Annotated in this window: 21 protein-coding genes and 1 other annotated feature; of the genes, 15 read left to right on the top strand and 6 right to left on the bottom strand. The window is 42.5% G+C overall.

Annotated features, from left to right (window positions below; genetic code table 11):
* Positions 1-17 precede the first annotated feature (17 nt).
* From Q1J64_RS11350 to brnQ, 3 genes are all read left to right on the top strand, one after another.
* Positions 18-1172, top strand: a complete 1155-nt coding sequence (locus tag Q1J64_RS11350) for an exonuclease SbcCD subunit D (RefSeq protein WP_301109181.1) — start codon at positions 18-20, stop codon at positions 1170-1172.
* The gene (locus Q1J64_RS11345) at positions 1169-4243 is read left to right on the top strand and encodes an AAA family ATPase (protein WP_301109180.1); all 3075 of its coding nucleotides are present in this window, start codon (positions 1169-1171) and stop codon (positions 4241-4243) included. Before Q1J64_RS11350 ends, Q1J64_RS11345 begins: the two co-directional genes overlap by 4 nt.
* Before the next feature lie 244 nt (positions 4244-4487).
* The gene (gene brnQ / locus Q1J64_RS11340; protein ID WP_301109179.1) at positions 4488-5855 is read left to right on the top strand and encodes a branched-chain amino acid transport system II carrier protein; all 1368 of its coding nucleotides are present in this window, start codon (positions 4488-4490) and stop codon (positions 5853-5855) included.
* Positions 5856-5879: 24 nt separating this feature from the next.
* On the opposite strand, the gene Q1J64_RS11335 is transcribed toward brnQ, so the two are convergent.
* Entirely contained in the window at positions 5880-6548 is a 669-nt protein-coding gene (locus Q1J64_RS11335; RefSeq protein WP_301109178.1) for a GntR family transcriptional regulator, read from the bottom strand.
* A 458-nt stretch (positions 6549-7006) separates the two neighbouring features.
* Between Q1J64_RS11335 and Q1J64_RS11330 the strand changes: the two genes are divergently transcribed.
* The 5 genes from Q1J64_RS11330 to Q1J64_RS11310 all read left to right on the top strand — a co-directional run bounded on the left by Q1J64_RS11330 (position 7007) and on the right by Q1J64_RS11310 (position 12694).
* The gene (locus Q1J64_RS11330) at positions 7007-7333 is read left to right on the top strand and encodes a DUF485 domain-containing protein (protein WP_301109177.1); all 327 of its coding nucleotides are present in this window, start codon (positions 7007-7009) and stop codon (positions 7331-7333) included.
* Between the two features lie 13 nt (positions 7334-7346).
* The gene (locus Q1J64_RS11325; RefSeq protein WP_301109176.1) at positions 7347-8894 is read left to right on the top strand and encodes a solute symporter family protein; all 1548 of its coding nucleotides are present in this window, start codon (positions 7347-7349) and stop codon (positions 8892-8894) included.
* A 121-nt stretch (positions 8895-9015) separates the two neighbouring features.
* A complete protein-coding gene (locus Q1J64_RS11320; RefSeq protein ID WP_301109175.1) occupies positions 9016-10944 on the top strand; it encodes a DUF294 nucleotidyltransferase-like domain-containing protein in 1929 nt (642 codons plus the stop codon).
* 81 nt (positions 10945-11025) lie between these two features.
* Positions 11026-11694: a 3'-5' exonuclease gene (locus Q1J64_RS11315; RefSeq protein ID WP_301109174.1), complete on the top strand. Its 669-nt coding sequence runs from the start codon at positions 11026-11028 to the stop codon at positions 11692-11694.
* Positions 11695-11968: 274 nt separating this feature from the next.
* Positions 11969-12694, top strand: a complete 726-nt coding sequence (locus Q1J64_RS11310; RefSeq protein WP_301109173.1) for an SDR family NAD(P)-dependent oxidoreductase — start codon at positions 11969-11971, stop codon at positions 12692-12694.
* A 49-nt stretch (positions 12695-12743) separates the two neighbouring features.
* Here Q1J64_RS11310 and mnmM read toward each other — a convergent pair whose 3' ends face one another.
* On the bottom strand, positions 12744-13343 hold the full coding sequence (mnmM, locus tag Q1J64_RS11305; protein WP_301109172.1) for a tRNA 5-(aminomethyl)-2-thiouridylate-methyltransferase MnmM: 600 nt from the start codon (positions 13341-13343) through the stop codon (positions 12744-12746).
* Positions 13340-14299, bottom strand: a complete 960-nt coding sequence (gene mnmL, locus Q1J64_RS11300; RefSeq protein ID WP_301109171.1) for a tRNA modification radical SAM protein MnmL/YtqA — start codon at positions 14297-14299, stop codon at positions 13340-13342. The genes mnmM and mnmL overlap by 4 nt, the downstream gene beginning before the upstream one ends.
* Positions 14300-14443: 144 nt before the next feature.
* Positions 14444-14661, top strand: a binding site (T-box leader).
* A gap of 44 nt (positions 14662-14705) precedes the next feature.
* Here mnmL and leuS point away from each other — a divergent pair.
* Complete coding sequence (gene leuS, locus Q1J64_RS11295; protein ID WP_301109170.1) at positions 14706-17120, top strand: leucine--tRNA ligase; 2415 nt, start codon at positions 14706-14708, stop codon at positions 17118-17120.
* Between the two features lie 163 nt (positions 17121-17283).
* Here the strand turns inward: leuS and Q1J64_RS11290 are convergent, their stop codons facing one another.
* On the bottom strand, positions 17284-18552 hold the full coding sequence (locus tag Q1J64_RS11290) for a BaiN/RdsA family NAD(P)/FAD-dependent oxidoreductase (RefSeq protein WP_301109169.1): 1269 nt from the start codon (positions 18550-18552) through the stop codon (positions 17284-17286).
* Between the two features lie 128 nt (positions 18553-18680).
* Here Q1J64_RS11290 and Q1J64_RS11285 point away from each other — a divergent pair, with 128 nt between their 5' ends.
* Positions 18681-20297, top strand: coding sequence for a putative polysaccharide biosynthesis protein (locus Q1J64_RS11285; RefSeq protein ID WP_301109168.1), 1617 nt, complete (start codon positions 18681-18683; stop codon positions 20295-20297).
* 3 nt (positions 20298-20300) lie between these two features.
* Positions 20301-21032 (top strand): pseudouridine synthase, encoded by a 732-nt coding sequence (locus tag Q1J64_RS11280; protein ID WP_301109167.1) that lies wholly within the window; start codon positions 20301-20303, stop codon positions 21030-21032.
* Between the two features lie 48 nt (positions 21033-21080).
* On the opposite strand, the gene Q1J64_RS11275 is transcribed toward Q1J64_RS11280, so the two are convergent.
* Positions 21081-21302 carry a DeoR family transcriptional regulator gene (locus Q1J64_RS11275; RefSeq protein ID WP_301109166.1) on the bottom strand — a complete coding sequence of 74 codons (222 nt, stop codon included), beginning with the start codon at positions 21300-21302 and terminating at the stop codon, positions 21081-21083.
* Positions 21303-21617: 315 nt separating this feature from the next.
* Between Q1J64_RS11275 and dat the strand changes: the two genes are divergently transcribed.
* The 4 genes from dat (at position 21618) to Q1J64_RS11255 (ending at position 25073) form a co-directional block, all read left to right on the top strand.
* Complete coding sequence (gene dat / locus Q1J64_RS11270) at positions 21618-22505, top strand: D-amino-acid transaminase (RefSeq protein WP_301109165.1); 888 nt, start codon at positions 21618-21620, stop codon at positions 22503-22505.
* Positions 22489-23454, top strand: coding sequence for a nuclease-related domain-containing protein (locus tag Q1J64_RS11265; protein ID WP_301109164.1), 966 nt, complete (start codon positions 22489-22491; stop codon positions 23452-23454). The genes dat and Q1J64_RS11265 overlap by 17 nt, the downstream gene beginning before the upstream one ends.
* Positions 23455-23485: 31 nt before the next feature.
* Positions 23486-24139 carry a tRNA (guanosine(46)-N7)-methyltransferase TrmB gene (trmB, locus tag Q1J64_RS11260; protein ID WP_301109163.1) on the top strand — a complete coding sequence of 218 codons (654 nt, stop codon included), beginning with the start codon at positions 23486-23488 and terminating at the stop codon, positions 24137-24139.
* An 88-nt stretch (positions 24140-24227) separates the two neighbouring features.
* Complete coding sequence (locus Q1J64_RS11255) at positions 24228-25073, top strand: YtnP family quorum-quenching lactonase (protein ID WP_301109162.1); 846 nt, start codon at positions 24228-24230, stop codon at positions 25071-25073.
* Between the two features lie 63 nt (positions 25074-25136).
* Here the strand turns inward: Q1J64_RS11255 and Q1J64_RS11250 are convergent, their stop codons facing one another.
* A complete protein-coding gene (locus Q1J64_RS11250; RefSeq protein WP_301109161.1) occupies positions 25137-25451 on the bottom strand; it encodes a hypothetical protein in 315 nt (104 codons plus the stop codon).
* Between the last annotated feature and the right edge of the window lie 470 nt (positions 25452-25921).

Genomic DNA, 25921 nt, shown 5'->3' with positions numbered 1-25921 from the left:
AAGAGAGGAGAATCTGTTTGAAATTATTCCACACAGCTGACTGGCACCTTGGCAAACTGGTCCAAGGTGTCTATATGACAGAAGATCAGCGCTATATCCTTAACGCTTTCATTGAAGAAATTAAGATGGAAAAACCGGATGCAGTCATTATTGCAGGCGATCTGTACGACCGGGCAATCCCTCCAACAGAAGCAGTTAACTTACTGAATGATGTCCTCCAAGAAATTGTCATTGATTTACAAACACCTGTCATTGCGATCGCAGGAAATCATGACAGCCCGAGCCGGCTTCATTTCGGCAGCACATTCATGAAAGAACAAGGTCTGCATATTACAGGGGAGCTGTCTGTAGATTTGCCGCCTGTCATCTTGAATGATGAATTTGGCGAAGTCCATTTTCATCTGATTCCATATGCAGATCCTTCAAAAGTCAGTTATCTATTTGAAGATGATGCGATCTTTAGTCATCAGCAGGCGATGAAAGAAACGATTACTAGAATTCAGGAGTCGATGAATCGCGACGCGAGACATGTTTTTGTCGGACATGCTTTCATCACACCACATGGGGAGAAGGAAGAGAACACAAGCGATGCGGAAAGACCACTGTCGATCGGCGGAGCAGAATACGTATCCTCCGACCTTTTTTCGCCGTTTCATTATACTGCCCTGGGCCACTTACATAGAGCGCATTACGTTGGGTCTGAAACGATTCGCTATTCAGGCTCTCCTTTAAAGTATTCTATATCGGAAGAGAACCATCAAAAAGGCTATCTCATTGTCCATCTACATGAAGACGGCAAGACAGAGATAGAGAAGAGACTGCTTGAACCGCTTCATGATATGCGTACAGTTGAAGGCACGATGGACGAGTTGCTCGAACAGCAGCCCAATGAAGATTATGTATTCGTTAAGTTGTTGGATACGGTGCCGATTATTCAGCCGATGGAAAAAATACGTTCTGTCTATCCGAATGCGATGCATGTTGAGCGCAAGCTTCTGACTACTTCAGCTGAAGGAATGGGTTCTGCTGTTAACGTGGAGAAGCGTGAAGACGACAGAGCACTGTTTGCTTCCTTCTATAAAGAACTGCAAGGTGAATCGGCAGATACGGAAACGGAACAGTTATTTGCTGAAGTGCTGTGGGATGTCATGAATGAGGAGGACAAAGCATGAAGCCGATCACATTAACGATGACAGCGTTTGGCCCTTACAAAGATAAAGAGACCGTTGATTTCCGGGATCTGAAAGAGCATCGTTTATTTGTCATCTCCGGAAAGACAGGAGCTGGAAAGACAACGATCTTTGATGGGATTTGTTTCGCATTATACGGGCAGGCGAGCGGAGAAGATCGTACAGATACGAAGGCGTTGCGCAGTCAGTTTGCAGATGACGATGTCCAGACAACTGTGGAACTGACATTTGATATTCATCAGAAGCGGTATCGAGTGCTGCGTCAGATTCCTTACCGGAAAAAAGGGAATAAATCGGACACACTTGGGCGATGTGAGTTATTTGAAGAGACTGAGACACATTCGATTCCGGTAACTGACCGCCAAATCGTCACAGAGGTGAATGATAAAATAGAGGAACTTCTGGGCTTCACGCATGCACAGTTCAGTCAGATTATGATGCTTCCACAAGGGGAATTCCGTAAATTCCTGACATCAGATACAGCCAACAAGGAAGCGATTATGCGCAAAATTTTCAAGACGGAGCCATATCAGAAGCTTGTCGATCGATTGAAAGTAAAAAAAGATGAGGCGAATGCGGAATATCTTCGTGAGAAACAGATGAGTGACGCAGTGCTTCACCAAATTCCTGCAAAATTGCCGGAGCGTGAGACACTTTTATTTGCCGAACTGAAAGCAGAATATCCGAATTATTATCAACTGGTATCGGGGTTGCAGCAAGAACGGACTTATTATCAGCAACAGTCTATAGAGAAACATGAAGAGTATACAAAGATTTATCGTCAGCATGATGAAAAACAAAAAGAACTTCATGCAGCACGTTCAATCAATGAACAGTTTGAAAAACTAAAAAAGCGTGAAGCTGAATTACAGCAGCTGCATGATCAAAAAGATCACATGGAAGAGCTGGAGAAACGTTATCATGCAGCCGAACGCGCAGCTCGCTTGGAAGACTTCGAGCTGCAAGTGAAATCGAATGAAGCTGAATTGCTCCAGAAAAATAAAAGTTATGAAGAAGCAGTTTTACTTCTGGCGGATGCCAATCGACAACTGGCCGCTGCCAAAGTATCTTACGAGCAAGAACAAGCACGCGAAGGTGAACGAAATGATTTGAAAGAAGATCTACATGCCTTGAAGAGTCTGCTGCCTGCCGTTTCGGGTCTTACCAATGAACGCCAGTACTTAGTGCAGTTAGAGAAAAAATTCATTCAGGCTTCCGCACAACTAATGCAGGAGCAGCAATTGCTTGAACAGCGACAGACTTCATTGGAATTACAAAAAGAAAAGATTAAACAACTGGAAGCTGGGCTGGAGGATTATGAATCGTATGTAGATGAACTGGCAAAAGTGACCGCCAATGCAAAACAGCAGAAAATTTTCGAACAGCAAACTCATAAGGCCGAAGAAATTGAGCAGCAATTTATAATGGCAAAAGCTGAAAATGAACGCTTTGAAGCAGATTACCAAGCACTTGAAAGTCGATGGATTGGCAGTCAGGCGATATTGCTTGCTACTTCATTACAAGAAGGACAGGCCTGCCCTGTATGTGGCAGCAGCCATCATCCGAATAAAGCGGTTGACGGAGAAAATGAGCATGTAACAAAGCAACAATTAGATCAAGCGAAGAAAGAATGGCTTGCGAAGGAGCAATATTTTCATTCGAAGCATGCGGAATGGCAGCAAGTTTTGAATCAGCTGGAGCTTCTTAATAAAGAACTGAAAGAGCAACAGATTGTATTGGATCGTGATTACAAAGCAGAAGCGGCGGCACTGGAGAACAAAGTCGGACAGCTGCGAAAGAACAGAGAACTGGTAAAGATAGAAAAAGCGGAAAGTGATAAAGCAGAAACAGCGAATAACGAATTACTTGCTGCAATGAAAAAATTAGAGCAGCTGTACAATGAAACAAAAAGTGAATGGGAAACCAAACAGGCAGTGTATAATCATTCGATTTCAAAAATACCAGAAGAGATTCGGGAATTGTCAGCATTGCAGCAGAAAATCCGGACAAAAGAAGCAGTTAGCACGGAGCTTGAGAATGTCTGGAAAGCGATTCAGCAGAAGCTGCAGGATGTCCATACATTACGAACGAAAATGGATTCTCGCGAGCAGATGGAAAAGCAGGCAGCTGCAGAAATGAGAGAAAAACTGCAGGCGAGTCAGGCTGGTTTTGAAAAGCGTCTGACGGAAGAAGGCTTTGATTCACAGGAGGGCTATCTTCTGGTGAAACTGCCAATACAAGAGCGTCAGGAAATTCAACAGCGACTGCAGACATATGCTCAGTCACTTCATACACTGCAGGCTGCTTTGAATGAATTGAGAGAATCTGTAAAGGATAAACAGCCGATCGACCTGCATGCACTGCAGCAGCAAGTAGAGTTGCTGAAAAATCAATATGAACAGGCATTTGCGCTCTTCAATCAGTCTGAAGGCTGGAAAAAGTCTGCAGAAGAGCTGCTTATCCAGCTGGAGACAAGCAAAAAGCGTGAGGCAGAATTAGAAAGTACTCATGGCAAGATCACGAATTTATATGATATTGTCCGTGGGCAAAATCGCTTGAAAATATCATTTGAACGCTATATACAAATAGAGTATTTAGAGCGGATTATTCAGGCAGCTAATATCCGACTGCGTGATGTGTCGAACGGACAGTATGAATTGGTCAGGAGCGACCGTCAGGAAACAAGAGGGAAGCAGAGCGGATTGGGTATTGACGTGCATGATGCCTATACAGGCCAAACACGCGATGTGAAGACACTGTCGGGCGGAGAAAAGTTCAATGCTTCACTTTGTCTGGCGCTAGGCATGGCTGACGTCATTCAAAGCTTCCAAGGAGCTGTCCGCATGGAGACGCTGTTTATTGATGAAGGGTTTGGCGCTTTAGATGAGGAAGCGATTCAAAAAGCCATCGACACGTTGATTGCGCTGCAGCAGTCTGGACGAATGATTGGAATCATTTCACATATTGACGAAATGAAAGAAGCCATCCCTGCCACTCTTCAGGTGTCTAAGATGAGAGAAGGATATAGTAAGACTAAATTTGTTATAAATTAATTTGATAAATGTTTGATGTAGACCGGCTGCGATTTTGCAACCGGTTTTTTCTATTAACTAAAAATCAATGAAAAAAACTGTTGTGGCATAACTGCAAAGAAAATAATCAGTTGGTTGGCAATAGTGCCAAAAGTTAAATGATTTGGCAGGCGGTTGATTTTCTAAATAACTAAGGGTAAGATGAGAAAACGTAATATATTGCATACAGAAAAGCACTGTCTTTTGTGGGAGGATTTTTAAGCATATGGAGAAAAAATTATCATTTTCATCTAGTCTTGTGATCGGTGTCATGCTGTTCGCATTATTTTTCGGAGCTGGGAACTTAATCTTTCCAGCAGAACTCGGCCAGCTCGCTGGTACACATACTTGGAAAGCGATGCTTGGATTTTTGTTTACAGGTGTCGGCCTGCCGTTTCTTGGTATTTTGGCAATTGGATTTTCCGGCAGCAAAGACTTACAAGATCTGGCAAGCCGGATCCATCCTGTATACGCGTTATTGTTCACATCTATTCTTTATTTAACAATCGGTCCATTTTTTGCAGCGCCGAGAACGGGAGCGGTAGCATTTGATATAGGCGTTGCACCTTTTCTCAACGGTTTTCCGATAGCACTCGCTAGATTTTTATTTACCGTTGTATTTTTCGGTATTAGCATGTGGCTGTCATTAAATCCTGCAAAAATTGTGGATAGAATCGGCAAGCTGCTTTCCCCAATGATTATTATTCTGCTAATCGGTCTTATTGCTATGACGATTTTCAAGCCGATGGGCGTGATTCAGAATGCACAGATTCCTTATACAGATGGAGCATTCTTTACAGGCTTCTTAAAAGGCTACAATACAATGGATGCATTAGCTTCGCTAGTGTTCGGTATTATCGTCATAAAAGCTGTTCAGTCGATGGGAATTACCGATAAAAAACAAATTTTGAAAGCCACTATTAAAACTGGTTTTGTAGCGGCAGGTTTCCTTGCCATTATCTATCTCGGAATCGCCTATTTGGGTGCAGCTTCAGTTGAATCGATTGGCTATGTAAACTCAGGGGGAGCGGTTTTAAGTGAGACGGCTTCGTATTATTTTGGTTCAGTTGGATTTGTGCTGCTCGGGATCGTTATCATGTTGGCGTGCTTAACGACTGCGATCGGTCTGATGACAGCTTGTGGGGAATATTTTCATTCGATCATACCTGTAATTAGCTATAAAGGGTTCGTGGTGATATTTTCTACCTTCTGTCTGGCGGTAGCAAATTTCGGGCTGGCAAACATCATCAATTTCTCACTGCCTGTTCTAGTGCTGCTTTATCCTCTGGCTATGGTGCTGATCTTACTAACTTTCACAGGTCCATTGTTTCATCAGTCGAAGCTAGTTTACCAAATGGCAACAGCTACTGCCTTTTTGGTCAGTTCAATTGAAGCACTTGTGAAATTTTATTCATTGGTTGATCATCCGTTGCCTAATTGGATTTCTGCTATCAATAAAGCATACTTACACTACATTCCCTATTATGCGGAAGGAATCGGCTGGCTGATACCAGTGTTGGTGGTCACAGTGATCTTAAGCCTGGCAGTTGTTCTGTCCAATAAAAATAGTAATAAAAACAGGATCCGAGTTTGAAATCGGATCCTGTTTTTTGATAATTTATGAATTGGTTTTCTCTATGGAATGAAATTCTTCGATTGCACGCAGCCAGTTTTCACGCATTACTTTCGTAACTTGCTCTCCGTCCCGCATACTCATCAAATCAATTATTTGTTCATGTTCAATAATTGATTGGGAAGTGAGTATGATGGAGTTATGAAAAAATAATCTGCGTACATGCGCCTGCAAAGAGACGAGCATAGAAGAAATGTAGGGGTTGTTGGCAGTATCCACAATAATCTGGTGGAACTTTTCATCTACTTTCAAAGCTTGGAAATAATCTTCTTTTTCAACAGCCTGTGCAAAACGTTTATTTGTCTCGCGTAATTTTTTTATAACATTTTCTGTCAGGTTGGGTATGGCGAGTTCCGCTGATAAAGCCTGCAGTGCCGCGAGGGGAGGCAGAAGTTCTGAAATAGATTCTCGCTCAACATCCGTTACTTGAGTTGCTTTACCAGGAAACATCTGTACGAAGCCTTGTACTTCCAAAAGCTGAAGAGATTCCCGTATCGGTGTCCGGCTGACGCCAAGTGCATCAGCAAGTTCCACATCATTTAATTTTTCGCCTGGCTGAAGAGTGCCGTCAATAATCCATTTTTGCAGTTGACTGAAAGCATTTTCCTTGGCAGTTTTACGGATCGGTTGTGAGTGATTAGTAGGTATAGGCAAAATTACACACCATCTTTCTCTATAATATGTTTACTCAATGAGCATTATCTTAATCATGACGATATACAGTATACTACATCTTTTTGCTGTTCTTTAACAGTATCAAATATATTTTCACTCGAAAACTGGAAATTTGAATAGTGTTTTTGATATGTTGTCAAAAATAAAAGTAAGAAAAATAAAAATAGTTCTTGTAACTTTCACAGGCTTTTGTTAGATTAATGTCAATACCGATCTTGCTTTATCTCAGTAAATTTAATTTTACAAATCTTCAAAAAAAGGTATTGCAAGTTAAGTAAACGTTTGGTATTGTTTACATGTGTACTATAACAAATCGAAAACCTGTTTCGCTGGTACATAATGTCTATTCGGCGCTATGATGAAAGCGGTTTCAGAGAAAATGGAGGGATTCGGCAATTATTGCAGTAAATCAGATAAAATAGAAAGGGGATTAACAAATGAGCAATCAAACGGCACGTGGGAAATCCACATTAGACTATGAGAAAATTGTTGAAACAGAAGACTTTAAAGCCTTAGTCAAACGCAAACAGACCTTTTCAAGACCTTATGTAATCTTTTTCTTCGCAGCGTACTTTTTACTTCCACTTTTAACTGGTTACACGAAGATTCTTGAAACACCGGCAATCGGTTATCTGACATGGACTTGGATTTATGCGTTCTCCATGTTCGTCATGGTATGGGTGTTTACTTCAATTTACATGAATAAAGCAAAGCATTTTGATAATGATGTTGATAAAATCATAGAGAAAAACGTTCTAAAATAAGGGGGTTGGGTTCATGAGTTGGATTTCATACGTAATATTCTTCGCGGTAATCGCTTTAACACTTTATATCACGTACTGGGCGGCAAAACAAACAACTACTGCGAGTGATTTCTATACAGCAGGCGGTTCTTTGACAGGCTGGCAAAACGGTATGGCTATTGCGGGTGACTACTTATCTGCAGCATCATTCCTGGGAATCGCAGGTGCGATTTCACTTAACGGTTTTGATGGTTTTTACTATAGTATTGGTTGGCTTACAGCTTACCTGGTAGTACTCTTCCTAATCGCTGAGCCACTGCGTAACTTAGGTAAATTTACAATGGCTGACATGATTGGTGCACGTTTCGGCGCTAAGAAAGTGCGTGGAGCTGCGGCATTGAATACTATCACTATTGTAATGTTCTATATGCTTGCTCAGCTGGTAGGAGCGGGTGCACTTATTAAATTACTCTTTGGAATTGAATATTGGATAGCGGTACTTATTGTGGGAACTATGATGCTTATTTATGTTCTTTTCGGTGGTATGACCGCTACAAGCTGGGTGCAGATTGTTAAGGCTATTCTCTTAATGGCAGGTACAATCGTTATCTCATTCCTAGTCCTTCTAAAGTTCAACTTTAACTTTATCGGAATGTTTGATGCCATGAGAACTGCTACTCCTCACGGCGAAGCTTTCCTTCACTCAGGAGTCGTATATAAAGACACAATCGGTCTGATTTCAGTATTGATTGCTCTAGTTTTAGGAACTGCTGGTCTTCCACACATCTTAATGCGTTTCTTCACAGTAAAAGATGCGAAAACAGCTCGTTCATCAGTAATTTATTCTGTTTGGATCATTGGTATCTTCTACGTTATGACTATTTTCTTAGGATTCGGAGCAGCGAAATTCGTGGGAGCTGACGCAATTATCGCAGAAAACGCCGCAGGAAACATGGCCGCACCGATGCTTGCCGGAGTTCTCGGCGGTGACGCACTGGAATCCTTCGTAGCAGCAGTTGCATTCGCAACAATCCTTGCTGTTGTAGCGGGACTTGTACTTTCTGGAGCGTCAGCAATTGCACACGATCTTTATGGTCAGATTATTAAAAATGGTAATGTTACAGAGAAACAACAAGTAAATGCAGCTCGTATTGCTTCGATTTTAATTGGGGTATTCTCTATCCTTCTAGCTTTAGGTTCTGAGAAATTGAACGTAGCGTTCTTAGTATCACTTGCATTCTGTGTTGCTGCATCCGCTAACGTGCCTACAATTCTTATGACAATCTATTGGAAGCGTTTTAACACAACTGGTGCTGTAGCATCTATGCTTACAGGATTAATTGTTGCACTTGTTCTAGTTGCAATCAGTCCAAGTGTTATGAGCCCGGTTGAAGGGGCTACACTAATTACTGGAAATCCAATCTTCCCGTATGCTAATCCGGCTATCATTTCTGTACCAGCAGGTTTCCTTGCTGCAGTGATTGGTACATTGGTGAGCTCCAAGCGTCATGAAAAAGACGAAGTTGCGTATGCAGAAGTACGTTTCAAAGCGGAAACTGGATACAAAGAGCTTGATAACTAATTTTCTGTAATATTCTTAATTAATGAATTGCTTTCCCTTCCGTTAGTCAAAAGGGGAAGCAATTTTTATGTATTAAAATCGTTAATCTGCTTTTACTATGTCATCCGAAGGTGGTTTTGATGTGATACAGACGATAAAAGATCGTGCGTTGTATGAAAGAATCCATAAGAATCCTTTGTTTGCCGGTACAAACGAAGAGGAATTTGAACTGTTACTGTTAGAATGTAAATTAACGATTTATGATCATACGGAGAAATCCAATTACTTTAAGACGCCGCAAGAGGGGTTACTGCTTATCCTTCAAGGTTCAGCGGAAGTACAAATCGAAGGGCAAGATGGAAGTTCTGTCATGCTGGAAATCATTCAGGAAAATGAAATCATCGGATTTTCTAACTTTGCTTATTATTTAGGTGAAATGGCACGGCCTCTTGATAAGCATCATATTGATATGGAAGTGGCAGAAGACTCAATCTGTCTGCAAGTACCGTATGAAGTAATCAAGAAGCGTATGGATGACCAGAATGTACGTGATTTTGTATTACGAAAAATGTCATTGCGGCTTGCAAACGTTTATACCTCTTTAGGTGAGCAGGTTCGTCTGGCGGATGAATATGGAGAAAGTGAACCGTATGTACGCCGTGTGCAAGATTTTATGAGCAGCCCGGTGGTGACAATCCATGCAGAAGCAGAAGTTCAAGAAATTGCAGAGCTGATGATCAAGAATTCGATCAGTTCAATTATTGTTACTGACCAAGTAGGGAAATTAAGTGGTATTGTCACAGAAAAAGACCTCGTGGAACGTGTAATAGCGGGTAAAGGTTCATCAATAGGGTTACTGGCTAAAGACGTTATGTCAAAGAATCCGCATACGGTCAGATTGACAGATTACTACTATGAGGCATTAACCAAGTTCTATAAGCATGGGATAAAGCATTTGCCTGTAGTTAAAGCAGGTAAGCCAGTTGGAATCGTCACGTTTGCTACACTTATTACAAAACGCGATCGAAATTCAATGAACATATTAAAGACGATTGAAGAATCGTCATTTGAAAATCTGCCTGTCGTTAAAGAGGCTATTTACGATGTGCTTTCCAATTTGATTCAAGATGAGATTTCCACCATTCATACATTGGAAATCATTACGAAATTTTATGATCGTTTGGCAAAGCACTGTGTTCTTCTCGCTTTGAAGTCACTGGAGAATAAAGGCATCGGCAAACCGCCTGTACCATTTGCATGGTATCAGATGGGCAGCGGTGCACGGGGAGAACAATTCATGCTTACCGACCAAGACCATTTCCTCGTATTTGAAGATGTGTCTGCAGGTGAGTTACAGAAAGTAGAGAAGTACTTTGAGCTTCTCGGAAATGAAATTGTAATTCATTTAGAGCAGGCCGGGTATACTAGATGTAAAGGATTTATGATGGCTAGTGAATCACAGTGGCGAGGCACACTGGAAGGATGGCAACTTCGTCTTCGCCAGTGGGCGTTGAAGTCAACACCTGAGCAGATTTTGCTTGGCTATAACTTCTTATCTTTCCGCTTTTTATTTGGAGAAGTATCAGTTAACGATCGTTTTGTGAAGATGGTAAATAATCAGCTAAGAAAGTCTTCTACATTTATTTATTATATGGCAGAGCAGGAAAGGGAGAAACCAATTCCGCAGCTGCAGCAGAATTTCCTGACCATTTTCCGTGGACGCAGCAAGGCTGATGTCATTGATATAAAAAAGCACGCGTTATTTCCACTACATCACTGTTTGCAAATTCTAGGTGTAAGTAATGGGATCATTAATACAACTCCATTAGAAATCATCTCTGCGTTGCAGAAAAAGAAGAAAATCACAAAAGATTTTGCCGAAGAGATTCGACATGCATATGAAATATCATTGAGTATCCGAATTTCTATGTCATGGGAAAAGCACTTAAAAAATGAAGAGATTTCTACTGAAATTGACTTGCGGAAACTTCGCCGCTGGGAACTGAATGAATTACGGACAACATTGGATACAGTCAGAGCGCTTCAATCTCATTTATTATCTAAATTATGATCTGTTGAATGTAGATAAAATTGGAGCTATGACCCAGTGAAGTTTTTATGCATAATGTACTATAGAGGGAGAGGCAAGAACATGTTCTGGAAGAAGAAAAAACTGACCTATGAGCTGCAGCAGTCTCTTCAATTGAATACTCCGCTGCAGGAAATGAGCTTCACTGTATTCGATACGGAAACAACCGGTTTCGCAATCGGGGCGGATGATAGGATGATTGAAATTGGGGCTGTTCAAGTGGAGGGATTTCAAGTAACTGACCGTATATTTCAAACATTTGTAAATCCCTCCAGAGAAATTCCACTCGTCATTCAAAAACTAACCAATATAAAGCAAGAACAAGTAAATGATGCACCACTTCCTTTGCCTGCAATAGAAGAGTATTTTGCATTTATTGAGAAAAATAAAAGCGGCGGATGGGTAGGGCACCACGTAAGTTTTGATGAAATGGTCATTAAGAAAGAATTGGGACGACAGAAATGCACATTCCAAATGCCGACTTCATTTGATACCATGCATTTGATTCGCTATTTAGATCCAGCGAGCGAACAGCAGGATCTGGAAGACTATGCAAAAATGTTCGGAACAGAAGTTTTCGAGCGTCATCGTGCATTGGGAGATGCGTTGACCACTGCACACGTATTTACGCAGCTATTAAAGAAGCTCGATCGACAAGGCGTTAAAACGCTTGCTGATTTGTTGCGGGTTAAAAATGGCGGTGCACATACATTTATATCACAAATCAAATAGGGCGTTTACACCTGCATTCAATCTATCATTGACTGCAGGTTTTTGATTTGCCAGCCTCATATTATACTGCCACCTCATTATGCTATAGTTAATATACTAAAGAATTGGTAAGGGACGTGATATTTTGAACAGACGTCAGACGATACTGCTGATTATAATCGTGATCGCCATTTTCATCTATTGTTGGATTTTATTTTTTGAGTTGCCAGACAAAACAGCGGGAGAGTCTATAGCAAAAATAAGCAGTGAAGTAATATAAAAGAGGAGAATCGAAATGGAAATAGTCATTATTACTGGAGCTTCAAAAGGGATTGGTCAGGAACTGTACAAGCAATTCAGTGAGAATGGTGCACGGGTATATGGTCTGGCACGCACTAATCCAGATCATCATGAACATATAGAAGAAGTTGATATCACAGACACGGAGAAAGTATTATCCATACTGAAATCGATTGTGATGCGTAATGTAGACAAAGCGAAATCGTATACTCTTATCAATAACGCAGGAGTCATCGATCCTATTGGCTTAACTGGTTCACTGTCGGCAGGAGAAATTGACAGGGCAATACAAGTAAATTTGACAGCGCCGATTCAATTAACCAATACATTTATTGCTTCTTTAGAAAAGTTTACAGGGACTAAGAAAGTATTGAATATCTCCTCAGGTGCGGGAAGATATGCGTACGAGGGGTGGAGCCTCTATTGTACTACGAAGGCGGGCTTGGATCACTTTTTCAGAGTGGTGACTCTTGAGCAAGAACAAGCTGTCAATCCTGTGGGTATTGTCTCCATCGCTCCCGGCATTATTGATACAGGTATGCAGGAATCGATACGCTCTTCATCTTCTGAACAATTTCCTCATCTAGATCAGTTTATTAAGTATAAAGAGCAAGGGCAATTAAGTACCGCTGAAGAAACGGCAGCTAAACTGGTGAAATTCACGAAGGAAACCGATTTCTTGAAAACAGATACGATCTCAGATATCAGACAGATGAAATAACAGACTAAAGCCCGCGGCTGCTGTAAAGCATTTTCGCGGGCTTTTAGTATTATTCAGTTACTTTCCGTACTTCGCTAAAGTCTTTCATCTTTTCCAATGCTAGCAAGAATGGCGGGTTTCTGCGCTGATTCAACAATTCGTAGCGGATGGCATGAACGTCGCCTTGATGCAGCGTCTTTACGTAATCAAGTAGTGCATCACGTTCTTCGCTTCCGCCCTCGTGGCCATCATATACAGTGATCGTAATGATTCCGGATTTTTTTAATAATCCGAGCAGCGCATCTAATGCTGCAATCGTTGAAGAAGGAGTCGTTATGATGCTGTGATCTTCACTGTACGGCAAGTATCCAAGATTAAACATCGCACCGCCAATTACTCCTTCTATATACGCTTTAACATTCGCGTGGCTGTCGAGAATAAGTTCTGTACGTTCGGCTAATTCTCCGAGATGCTGCTTCGTAGAATCAAGGGCCTGCTGTTGAATGTCAAATGCAATGACCCGCCCAGTTTCTCCGACCAGTCCTGCTAAAAATAACGTATCGTTTCCATTACCTGCAGTTGCATCGACTACTGTCTCACCTGGCTGCACCCGTTCAGCTAAGAGCCGCTTTGCAAAAGGCAGGACACGGTGCAAAATAATGTCTGTCAATCGATCTTCACCTCTTGAAGATAGTTCTTTCCCTGCCAGCTGTTTCGTCTTTCGAGCTCAGCATCGATGCCGTTCAATACTTCCCATTTTGTAACGCTCCACATAGGCCCGATCAGCATATCAATTGGTCCGTCTCCAGTTATTCGGTGCACAATCATCTCTGGAGGAATGATCTCCAGCTGATCAACAACGAGATTGATATACGCTTCTTTCGTCAGAAATTCGAGCTTGCCTTTTTCATACTGCTTCACCATAGGCGTTCCTTTCAGTAAATGAAGCAAATGAATCTTAATTCCCTGCACATCAAGTTTAGCAACAGCCTGTGCGGTTTCCATCATCATTTCTTCTGTTTCGCCGGGCAAGCCGTTGATGATATGGCTACATATACGGATACCGTGCTTTCGAAGTTTATTGACTCCTTCTTGATAGCAGACAAAATCATGTGCGCGGTTAATTAACTTACCTGTGGATTCATGAACAGTCTGCAATCCGAGCTCCACCCATAAATATGTACGTTCATTCAGCTCGGCCAAATACTCCACTACATCATCCGGAAGGCAATCCGGGCGAGTAGCAATGGAGAGTGCAACTACACCTTCTTGGGCAAGAGCCGCCTCGAACTTTTCCTTCAGAACGGGTAGGGGTGCATGAGTGTTGGTGTAGGCTTGAAAATAAGCCATATACTTTGCATCTTTCCACTTTCGCTGCGAACGTTCTTTAATTTCAGCAAACTGTACATTGATCGGATCGACTCGGTCTCCCGCGAAGTCACCGGAACCCGCTACACTGCAAAATGTGCAACCGCCATGTGCGACTGTACCGTCACGATTGGGACAATCAAAACCTGCGTCCAGTGCAACTTTCGCAATTTTACATCCAAATGTATCTTTTAAATGACGTGACCATGTATGGTACCGTTTCCCTTCACTAGGGAACGGAAAAGTTGATATGTCCATCGTTTCCAGCTCCTTTACCAAAAACATTGTACCACGGAATCAGGTCTGCATCACATGACATTATTCGCAATCCGCATGTATACGTCATAAAGCGACAGGGAAGGCTTGTATTCAATCGTGGTTTCAGGTAAACTGAAGAAAATAATGATGGCTTTGAGTAGGAATAGTACTTCTACCGCTTATTTTCAGGGAGCAGACGGTCAGTGCAAGTCTGCATAAACGTAGAACGAACTCGCCTATGAGCCTGTATTGGTGAATTAATGTAACTGATACCGTATTCCGCGTTAAGGATTCAAGTTGGACGGATCATTCCGTCAATTTGGGTTGTACCGCGGGAATCTATATAGGCTTTCGTCCCTTACAATAGGGACGAAAGCCTTTTTATTTGAATTGGAGGAATTTTCAGATGAGTTATAATCATGCACAGATTGAAGAGAAATGGCAAAAGTATTGGGACGAAAACAAGACCTATAAAATGACGGATGATCCGTCAAAACCGAAGTTTTATGCATTGGATATGTTCCCGTATCCGTCTGGTGCGGGACTTCACGTAGGTCACCCCCTAGGCTATATTGCAACGGATATTTTGAGTGCGTTTAAACGTAAGCAAGGCTATAACGTTTTGCACCCAATGGGCTGGGATGCTTTTGGATTGCCTGCAGAGCAGTACGCGATCGATACAGGAAATGATCCTGCAGAATTCACCGCGAAAAATATTGCAACGTTTAAGCGTCAAATGCAAGAACTTGGTTTTTCTTATGACTGGGACCGTGAGATCAATACGACGGATCCGAGCTACTATAAATGGACACAGTGGATTTTTATTCAGCTGTATAATAAAGGGCTGGCGTATGTGGATGAAGTGCCAGTTAACTGGTGCCCTGCGTTAGGAACGGTTTTAGCGAATGAAGAAGTGATTGACGGTTTATCCGAACGTGGTAATCACCCGGTTGAACGCCGACCGATGCGTCAGTGGGTATTGCGTATCACAGAATATGCAGACCGCTTATTAGAAGATTTAGATGATCTGGATTGGCCTGAAAGCTTGAAAGATATGCAGCGAAACTGGATTGGTCGTTCAGAAGGTGCACAGCTCAAATTCGAGATTGCGGATACGGAGCTTTCATTTGAAGCATTCACGACACGTCCCGATACAATTTTCGGCGCGACGTATGCAGTTTTGGCGCCTGAACATAAATTGGTGCAGAAGATTACGACTGACGCACAGCGTGAAGCAGTTGAACAATATATCGACAATGTGAAATCTAAGAGCGATTTGGAGCGTACGGACCTGGCGAAAGATAAGACCGGCGTGTTCACTGGAGCTTATGCGATTAACCCGGCTAGCGGCGAGAAAATGCCCATTTGGATTGCAGATTATGTATTGGCAACATACGGTACTGGCGCAATCATGGCAGTTCCTGCACATGACGAGCGTGACTATGAATTTGCGAAAACATTCGATTTGCCGATCGTGGAAGTTGTCTCAGGCGGTAATATTGATGAAGAAGCTTATGCAGGTGAAGGGGAACATGTTAACTCTGGGTTCCTGAATGGCATGGCTAAAGAAGAAGCAATCAAGAAATCAATTGAATGGTTTGAAGAAAATGGCACGGGGGAGCGTAAAATTACGTATCGTTTGCGTGATTGGTTATTCTCCCGTCAGCGTTATTGGGGCGAGCCGATTCCAATCATTCATTGGGAAGATGGCACAATGACGACAGTAGAAGAATCTGATTTGCCATTGATGCTGCCGGTGACAGATAATATTAAGCCAAGCGGAACGGGTGAATCTCCGTTAGCGAATATTACGGAATGGATTAATGTAGTAGATCCGAAAACAGGCATGAAGGGTCGTCGTGAAACGAATACGATGCCGCAATGGGCAGGAAGCTGCTGGTATTACTTGCGCTATATCGATCCGCATAATGATGAAGCGCTGATTGATCCGGAATTGGCGAAGCGTTGGCTGCCTGTCGATATCTATGTTGGCGGAGCGGAGCACGCGGTTCTGCATTTACTGTATGCGCGTTTCTGGCATAAAGTATTGTATGATATCGGTGTGGTTCAGACGAAAGAACCTTTCCAAAAATTATTTAACCAAGGGATGATCTTAGGTGAAGGACATGTGAAAATGTCCAAGTCTCTAGGAAATGTCATCAATCCGGATGATATCGTTCATTCACACGGTGCGGATACATTGCGTCTGTATGAAATGTTCATGGGGCCACTGGATGCTTCGAAAGAATGGTCAACAAATGGTTTGGACGGATCTCGCCGTTTCTTAGACCGCATCTGGCGTTTATTGGTTAATGAAGATGGGACATTGACAGATAAACTGACGGATGAAACGGGCGGCCCGCTTGAAAAAGTGTATAACCAAACTGTCAAGAAGGTAACAGAAGACTTTGAAGGCATGCGCAACAACACAGCAATTTCTCAGATGATGGTGTTCATTAATGATTGCTATAAAGCGGATAAATTGCCGAAAGCTTATATCGAAGGATTCATTCTATTGATTTCGCCAATCACGCCTCACTTGGCTGAAGAACTTTGGGCGAAATTGGGTCATACAGAGACAGTTGTATATGCTGAGTGGCCGACGTTTGACGAGACGAAATTAACGGATGACACAGTAGAAGTGGCTGTACAGATCAATGGCAAAATTCGTGCAAAAATCACGGTAGCGAAAGACAGCACAAAAGAAGAATTGGAACAGGCTGCTTTAGGAAATGAAGATGTCAAGCAGTGGATGGCCGGTAAGGAATTGAAAAAAATCATTGCGATTCCTGGTCGTTTAGTCAATATCGTAGCAGGATAAAATAGATAAAAGCCGGCCGGAGAAATTACATTTCTCCGGCCGGCTTGTCTTAATTGAGAAGAAAAGGGGGTTGTGATCATAAGAAGCCTGTAGGCGCTCATTCAGCCCGTGCGGACGCTCATAGCTACTGTGAATGTGCTCAAAGACTTAAAAAACTATGGTCTCATTTATTCATTCCAGCATTCATTCCAGCATTCATTCCGGCTAATCTACCAGTAACGAGCGCTGCTGTAATATTGTAGCCGCCTGTGTAGCCGTGAATATCTAAAATCTCTCCACAGAAGAAGAGTCCTGCTTTTTTTCGTGACGCCATTGTTTTTGGCTCGACTTCTTTTACTGACACACCTCCGCCTGTGACGAAGGCTTTTTCGATAGGCTGTGTGCCGGTGATGTGAACAGGGAATGTTTTTAGCAGGCGTGCAAGTGTACGTATCGCATCACGAGAAATGTCTGCCCCAACTTCCGTTTCATCAATTTCAGCTTGTGTAAGTAAAAATAACAGCCAGCGCTCAGGTACGAGCCCTTTTAGCGAAGTTTTTACTTGTTTTTTAGGCTCATCTTTCAACATCTTAGCAATTGATTGAGTGAGCTGCTCTTCATGCTGATCAGGTATAGAGTCGATTTGCAGAAGTACTGGTTGTCTGCCATTTTTCATCTGTTCTTTGACGACATATTGACTGCAGCGGAGAATGGCGGGACCGCTTAAGCCGAAATGGGTGAAAAGCATGTCCATTTGATGTGTAACGAGTGTTTTACCTTTTTTATTCAGTACGGACACACTGACATCGCGCAAAGCAAGTCCCTGTAGTTCTTTTGAAACAATAAATGGTTCTCTTGATAATAGCGGAACTTCGGTCGGGTAGAGCTCGGTCACCGTATGACCAGCACGCTCCGCCCATGGATAGCCGTCACCAGTACTGCCGGTCTGCGGAACTGCTTTGCCACCCACAGCCACAACTACTGCATGAGCGCGCAGCTCTTCACCGTCATCCAGGCGTATTCCGAGAATTTTTTCATCATCCATTAACAGTTTTTGTACGCGGCTTTCCAAACGTACTTCAACACCTAGTGAATCCATTTGGTCCAAAAGCGCATTGACAACATCTTTGGATTTATTTGAGACAGGGAACATTCGTCCGTGATCTTCTTCTTTTAACGGAACGCCAAGTCCCTCGAAAAACTGGATAATGTCCTGATTATTGAATACGGAAAACGGGCCGTATAAAAATTTGCCGTTTCCCGGAATATGCTTAATAATTTCTTCCTGGGACAGTCTATTTGTGACATTACATCGACCGCCTCCTGAGATTGCCAATTTATTGCCGAGTTTGCGACCTTTTTCGAGAAGCAATACTCGTTTATGTTGTTCGGCAGCTGCAATGGAAGCCATTAAGCCTGAAGGACCTCCGCCGATTACGATTACATCATACATACTAGAACCACGCTTTCATTCGTTTTGATTTTCATTATACACCAAGTTGGAGTCAGTTAAAGATTGTACAAATACGAGTCGAAGGGTAAACTATATAAGTATCTCTTTAGAAATGGAAGGAATCAAACATGGCATCGAATTTACTTAAAGGTACGGCTATTTTAACCATTGGCTTATTCTTGTCGAAGGCACTTGGTTTACTCTATGTCATCCCGTTCTATGCGATGGTCGGAGATGAAAGTGTCAATCTATATCAGTATGCATACATACCTTATAATCTAGCACTCGCTGTTGCTGTTTCAGGGGCACCGCTTGCCATCTCAAAATTTGTTTCAAAATATAACGCGCTCGGCGATTATGCGACCGGGCGGAAATTAATGAAATCGGGCATGCTACTCATGTCTGTGACTGGCTTGCTGACGTTCATTGCATTGTTTGCTTTAGCTGGCCCGATTGCTAGCCTTGTCATAAAAGACGAAGAGCAGATTTTCAATGTGGAAGATATTGCATCGGTCATCCGATGGGTCAGCTTCGCCTTGCTGGCAGTTCCTTTGCTCAGCATAAGCCGCGGGTTCATGCAAGGTTATCAAAAGTTCGAACCGACTTCCGTCTCTCAATTAATTGAACAGATTGTACGGATAGTATTCGTCTTGGTGGGGACATTTGTCGTTGTAAACTTACTCGGATTATCCCCAAACATCGCCGTGAAGTTTGCGGTGTTTGCTGCATTCATCGGCGCGATTGCGGGACTTTGGAGCTTGTATTATTATTGGAAGAAATATCGCGATGAATTCAATTATTTATTGACGAACAGTCCGCCTGCCGGGTCACTTCCGCTGAAACAGATATATAAGGAAATTTTGACATATGCTCTGCCGTTCGTTCTAGTTGGTACGATTAACCCACTCTATCAGTTCGTCGATATGATTACATTCAACGATGCGATGAAATCAATTGGATTATCTAGTATCAGTGACCAGCTTTTAGGGAAATTGAATTTTCTGACGCATAAGGTCGTTATGATTCCAGTCATGGTGGCTACAGGTTTTTCAATGGCGTTAATTTCCATTATTACGAGCTATTACGCGAAAAATGACCAGCAAGGAATTACACGGTCGCTCGATCAGACCTATCAGATTATGCTATTTCTGACGATCCCTATGGCGACGGGGCTTATTGTTCTTAACACAGAAATTTATCAGTTCCTGTACAAATTTGACGTTTCAGGAGCTAATATACTGGCAGCCTACGCACCTGTTGCGATCCTGTTTGCCATGTTTACAGTGACAGCTGCGATTCTTCAGGGAATTGACTATCATAAATGGATTGTTTTTTCTGCCTTGCTTGGATTACTTATCAAGATGATCCTCAACATCCCATTGATTAAATTGTTCGAAACGAATGGAGCAATTTTGGCTACCGCAATTGGTTATGCGACGGCTGTTGGCATCAATTTATTCATCATCAAAAAGGTATTGAACTATAAGTCTCAAATGGTAATCAGACGCGTAATTCTTATCTTGATCTTCAACGCCATCATGTTCCTCGGCGTCTGGCTGACAAGCAAAGGACTAAATGCTTTGCATGTACCTGTAGGACGCTGGCAGGCATTGCTGTATGTGCTGATTGGAACCGGTGTCGGCATGCTGATCTATGGGTTCCTGTCATTCAAGTCGGGACTTGCACAAAGATTATTCGGAGAAAGGCTCTCACGCATTGCTAAGCGCTTCGGATTTGGAGGATGACAAATGAGACTGGATAAATTTTTATCAAATATGGGATATGGCTCCCGCAAAGAAGTACGCCAGATATTGAAAAAAGGGATGATCCGCGTCAACGGTGACGCGGTGAAAGATCCCGCGCAGCACGTAGATCCTGAGAATGATGCTGTTTCATTGCTCGGTGAAGAAATAATTTACAAAGAGTTCATTTATCTAATGATGCATAAGCCACCGGGTGTGCTGTCGGCTACGGAAGATCACCGTGACCGTACGGTAGTGGACTTGCTTGGCAGTGAAGAGCGTCATTTTGAACCATTCCCTGTAGGTCGCCTGGACAAAGATACAGAAGGACTTCTGCTGCTGACAAATGACGGGCAGATGGCACACAGCCTACTGTCGCCGAAGAAAGAAGTGCCGAAAACGTATTTTGCGAAAATAGACGGGCGGGTCACAGAGAAAGATGCTGAAGCTTTTTTACAGGGTGTCACATTGGATGACGGCTATGAAACGAAACCTGGAATACTGAAGATCATTCATTCAGATGAAGTTTCTGAAATTGAATTGACGATTACGGAAGGAAAGTTTCATCAAGTAAAAAGAATGTTCGAAGCGGTCGGCAAAACTGTTGTTTATTTGAAACGGCTTACGATGGGGCCGCTTGAACTTGATAAGAATTTGCAACTGGGGGAATTTAGGGAGCTGACGGATGAGGAATTGCAGCAATTGATCAAACTGGATAGCTCCAAGCAAAAAGGCTGATGCGATTGCGTCAGCCTTTTTGTGTCGAAAATTCTATCGGATACAGAGTCAGGAAGGTAATTTCACTTTCTTGGAAGTCGTTGTCCATTCACCACGGACTGAGTTCTTGATCAATTCGTTGTACTCCAAAACGTTGAGGTCTCGCTGGGCTGTACGCAGAGAAATATTGAATTCCTCCGCGACATCCTCTGTTGTCACCTTTCCGTTATCCCGAATGAACATATAGACATCTTTGATACGAATTAACATGCGATCGGTAGCTGGGTTCATTGAAGAAACCACTCCTTCATCTTCATATTTTCACACCAATCATTCAATTAAGATGCTTGGGTGATTCTCTGAGATTACTCTCCCTGACCTGCTCCTTTGATAAGTTATGCCAGAATAGTAAGATGAATGTTCTGACAATATAAGTATAACGTATATTCGGATAAATCGCACATAATTTTGATTTTCTATTGACTGTATTTTTAAAAGATAATTTTCCTTTATTTTATCTGCTAAACATGTGAAAATAGACAAAGAGGAAACTGACAGTACAGAATCAGGCTGTTTAGCTTTCATAACAGAAGAGGTGACGGATGTATGATCTATTTTAAAGATGGGGAATACCTGCGGGAAGAACAAATGAATCTTTCCGTAAATGATCGTGGCTATGCGTTTGGTGATGGAGTTTATGAAGTGATAAAAGTATATGACGGCGTTCTTTACACTGCGAATGAACATCTGGAACGGCTACTTGAAAGCGCAGAAAAAATTAAAATCAATTTGCCTTATACGCTGGAGCAACTGATTAAAATTACAGAAGAGCTTCAGCAGCAGAATGAATTATCGACAGGACATATTTATTTACAAGTAACTCGTGGAGTGGCACCTCGTGTACATCAGTTCCCTGATCAAAGTGTGTTGCCGGTCGTAATAGGCTATACAGTTGAAAATCCTAGACCGATTGAACAGTTGGAATCAGGTGCTGCAATGAAATCAGTGGATGATATGCGCTGGCTTCGCTGCGATATCAAAAGTTTGAACTTGCTTGGGAATGTATTAGCGAAGCAAGAAGCGATAGAATCTGGATGTCAGGAAGCTTTATTCGTCCGCGAAGGCATTGTGCGTGAAGGATCAGCATCGAATGTCTTTGGTATAAAAGAAGGCGTACTGTACACGCATCCTGCCAATCATTTCATTCTGAATGGAATTACTCGCCGTGTCGTTCTGCAGCTCGCTTCTGAGCTTTCGCTTCCAGTGGTGGAAAAGGAATTTACGCTGGCAGATGCGTATGCAATGGATGAATTCTTTTTCACTTCCACAAATGCAGAAATCACGCCGGTTGTGACCATAGATGGCAAGTCTGTCGGCAAGGGAGTTCCGGGACAGATTACTAGACAGTTACAGAATGTATTCGAAGCCAAAATTCCAGTGTTGGTAGCTGCCGGACAGGCTGATGAAAGGAATACAAATGGCTCAGCTAGTTAAACTGGTGGACTATGTGTCCCGCTATGAAAATGATTTAACCCGTTATCAGACGCAATTCATTCGTTTGAAACGCTATCAATGGAAGCGGGTTAGGAATCAGTGGGAACACGGTGATGATTTATTCGAAAATCAAACAGAAGAAGAACCGGAAGATGCACGTGAAGATAACAGATGGTATTCCCTGCTGTTTAAGAAGTGGCGGAAAAACCGTGACGAAGAAATAGAGGAAGAAGTAACGGCGGATGAGGAAGAAGGAGCGGAAACAGACTTTGCTTTTGAAGCGGCGATTTCTGAAAGGCCTAACAGTATGGAAAAGTTGAAAAAATCCTATCAGGACCAGCTTTTCCAATTTCAATTAAAATGGGCAAGCTCTACGCTTTATGACCGTTCAAGAGTGGATCCAAAGTATTTTTCGGATACGCTGCTGAAACAGCTTACCCTGCGTCTGCCGGACAGTTTCCTGTTATTCTATTATCCAATCGTTAAGGTCAATAAAGCCCCGGTAGAACTGGATATCATTTTACTTTCACCTACTGCCTGTTACTGTATTACAGCGCTTGAAGACGAGCGGATGGCAGCTTATATTGGAAGCAGTGACCGGTTCTGGCTGAAGAAAGTCGGCGAGCAGGAGATTAAAGTGCTGAATCCGACCATCGCGTTGAACCGGATGGAAAAAGTGGTTTCATCTTTCTTTACTGCAGCAAATGTAGAACTGCCGATTAAGAAATTAATTGTATCAAGAAATGGTTACATTGATTATCCCGGTACACCTTATGAAACCACAACAATTGATCGTAAAACCTATGAAAAATGGATCGCACAGCTCAGCGGCAATCCAAGCCCTATGAAACATACACAGTTTAAGGCGGCACAGGCTATTTTAGATCATGCACAGACCACTGCAATGAGCAGATTGTTTGATGCGGATGAAATATCGGAAGAACAATAGAAATTTCAGATAAAGAGAGAGTGTACTGACTATGCGTTTACGAAACAAGCCATGGGCGAAGGATTTTATGGCAGAGCATCCGGACATGCTCATTATGGAACCGGAAAGCAGTAAAGGGAAGTGGGCGGAAGTATTTGATAACAAGTCGCCCATCCATATTGAAGTGGGAACAGGGAAAGGCCAGTTCGTCATTGGCATGGCACTGGCAAACCCTGACATTAACTATATCGGTATCGAGCATTTTGATAATGTAGTTGTATCCGCTTTAGAAAAAGCTATTGAAAAAGATAAACCGAAAAACCTGCGTTTGCTGCGTGCGAATGGAGAGAATTTGGAATCGATTTTTGAAAAATCCGAGATTGACCGGGTATATTTAAATTTCTCGGATCCGTGGCCGAAAACACGCCATGAGAAACGTCGGTTAACACATGAGAACTTTTTGCTGAAATATGAAGGTATTTTGAAGCCCGGTGGAGAAATTCATTTTAAGACAGATAATCGTTCGCTCTTCGAGTATTCATTGGTATCGATGACGGACTACGGCATGAAATTACTGGCCGTTTCTCTTGACTTGCACGCGAACATGCCGGAAGACAATATTTTGACAGAGTATGAAGAGAAATTTTCCAGCAAAGGCCAGCCGATCTATCGATTGGAAGCACAGTATCAGAACAGAGAGAAATAATTTACGAGAGACAAATTCTGCAAATACGTCCGTCAGCTGAAAAAGTTGGCGGACTTCATGCAAATTAGGAATGCAGGGAGGAATTATTTTGGATCAATTAACTTTTCATGACATGAAACTGACATGGCTGGACGGCGGAGTAAACTACCTGGACGGTGGTGCAATGTTCGGTGTCGTTCCAAAAGCATTGTGGTCTAGAAGATATGAGCCTGATGAAAATAACCTGATTGAACTGCGGACTGACCCGATTTTGATTCAGTATCAAGGAAAGAACTTGCTTATTGACTCAGGCATCGGCAAAGGTAAACTTGATGAGAAAAAGAAGCGCAATTTAGGCGTCCGTGAAGAAACACGAGTGGAAGAAAGTCTGGCAGAACTCGGTCTGACAGTAAATGATATTGATATCGTCATCATGACACATATGCATAATGATCATGCTGCCGGCTTAACACAGTGGCAAGGCGATTATCTGGTTTCCGTATTCCCTGAAGCAAAGATTTACACGTCTAAAGTTGAATGGGATGAGATGAGAGAACCAAATATCAGATCCCGCAATACGTACTGGACGGAAAACTGGGAACCGATTCAAGATCAAGTTTATACGTTTGAAGATGAATTGGATGTCATGCCTGGAATTAAAATGATTCACACGGGCGGTCACAGTGACGGACACAGCGTCATTAAGCTGGAGCAAGAGGGTGACACATTAATTCATATGGCGGATATTATGCCGACTCACGCACATTCTAATCCATTATGGGTGCTTGCTTATGACGACTATCCAATGGAGTCGATTTTCGCAAAAGAGCGCTTGATGAAGGAAGCGCTTCCAAATAATTATGGATTTATTTTCTATCATGATGCTGTCTATCGTATGGTCAGATTCAGTGAAGACGGTAAAAAGATTGTTGAAAGCGTTCCTTGCACAAGATAAATCAAAAAGACACGTTCCGCGTTAACGGGACGTGTCTTTTAATAGAGTAAAATAACGTAACTGTTATTGACGAACTAATTCTACGACAGTGCCTGTTTTCGCGTCTGCTGCAAATTCATATTGCTCAAGCTTACCGTCTTTCATACGGGATACGCCTCCACGGTACACATCCATAGAAATGACGTGATTTGTGTAAGGTTCAGGTTTCATCACGATCCAAGACCCGTCAATTGGACCCTCTTCTTTAAAAGCATCTTTTACTTTTTTTAGTACATTGTCGGCAGGAACCTCTTCGTTTATCTTGTTGAATGCTTCGTTGACTACCACTCCTGCAGCGACTCCTGTTAAAACTCCAGCTAAAAATTCTTTTACTCTCATGGCTAATTGCAGCCTCCTTCGCAAATCGTTTCTTATAGTGTACCATAGATTAAAAGAGCATGGCGATTCAAACGTCTTTACAATTCAGATATCTTTGTGAATTTAAATGACGTGTTGATGAGACAACGTTTCGGACGGGCAGCTGCTCGGGTCACTTCGACTTTTACAAAAAGATGCAAAGGACGCATCTTTTGTGAAAAAGCCTCCAGTGCCTGTCGCAGCTAAGCGCCCGCTTCCGCTTTTGGTATCATCCAGCTGCAGCGTTTAGCTGCTCGGGTCCCTTCGACTTTTGCAAAAAGATGCAAAGGACGCATCTTTTGTGAAAAAGCCTCCAGTGCCTGTCGCAGCTAAACGCCCGCTTCCGCTTTTGGTGTCATCCAGCTGCAGCGGGCAGCTGCTCGGGTCCCTTCGACTTTTACAAAAAGATGCAAAGGACGCATCTTTTGTGAAAAAGCCTCCAGTGCCTGTCG

Origin of the sequence: Sporosarcina sp. (assembly GCF_029257255.1) — a bacterium.
Classification (GTDB): Bacteria; Bacillota; Bacilli; order Bacillales_A; family Planococcaceae; genus Sporosarcina.
This window is presented reverse-complemented; position numbering and strand designations above follow the sequence as displayed.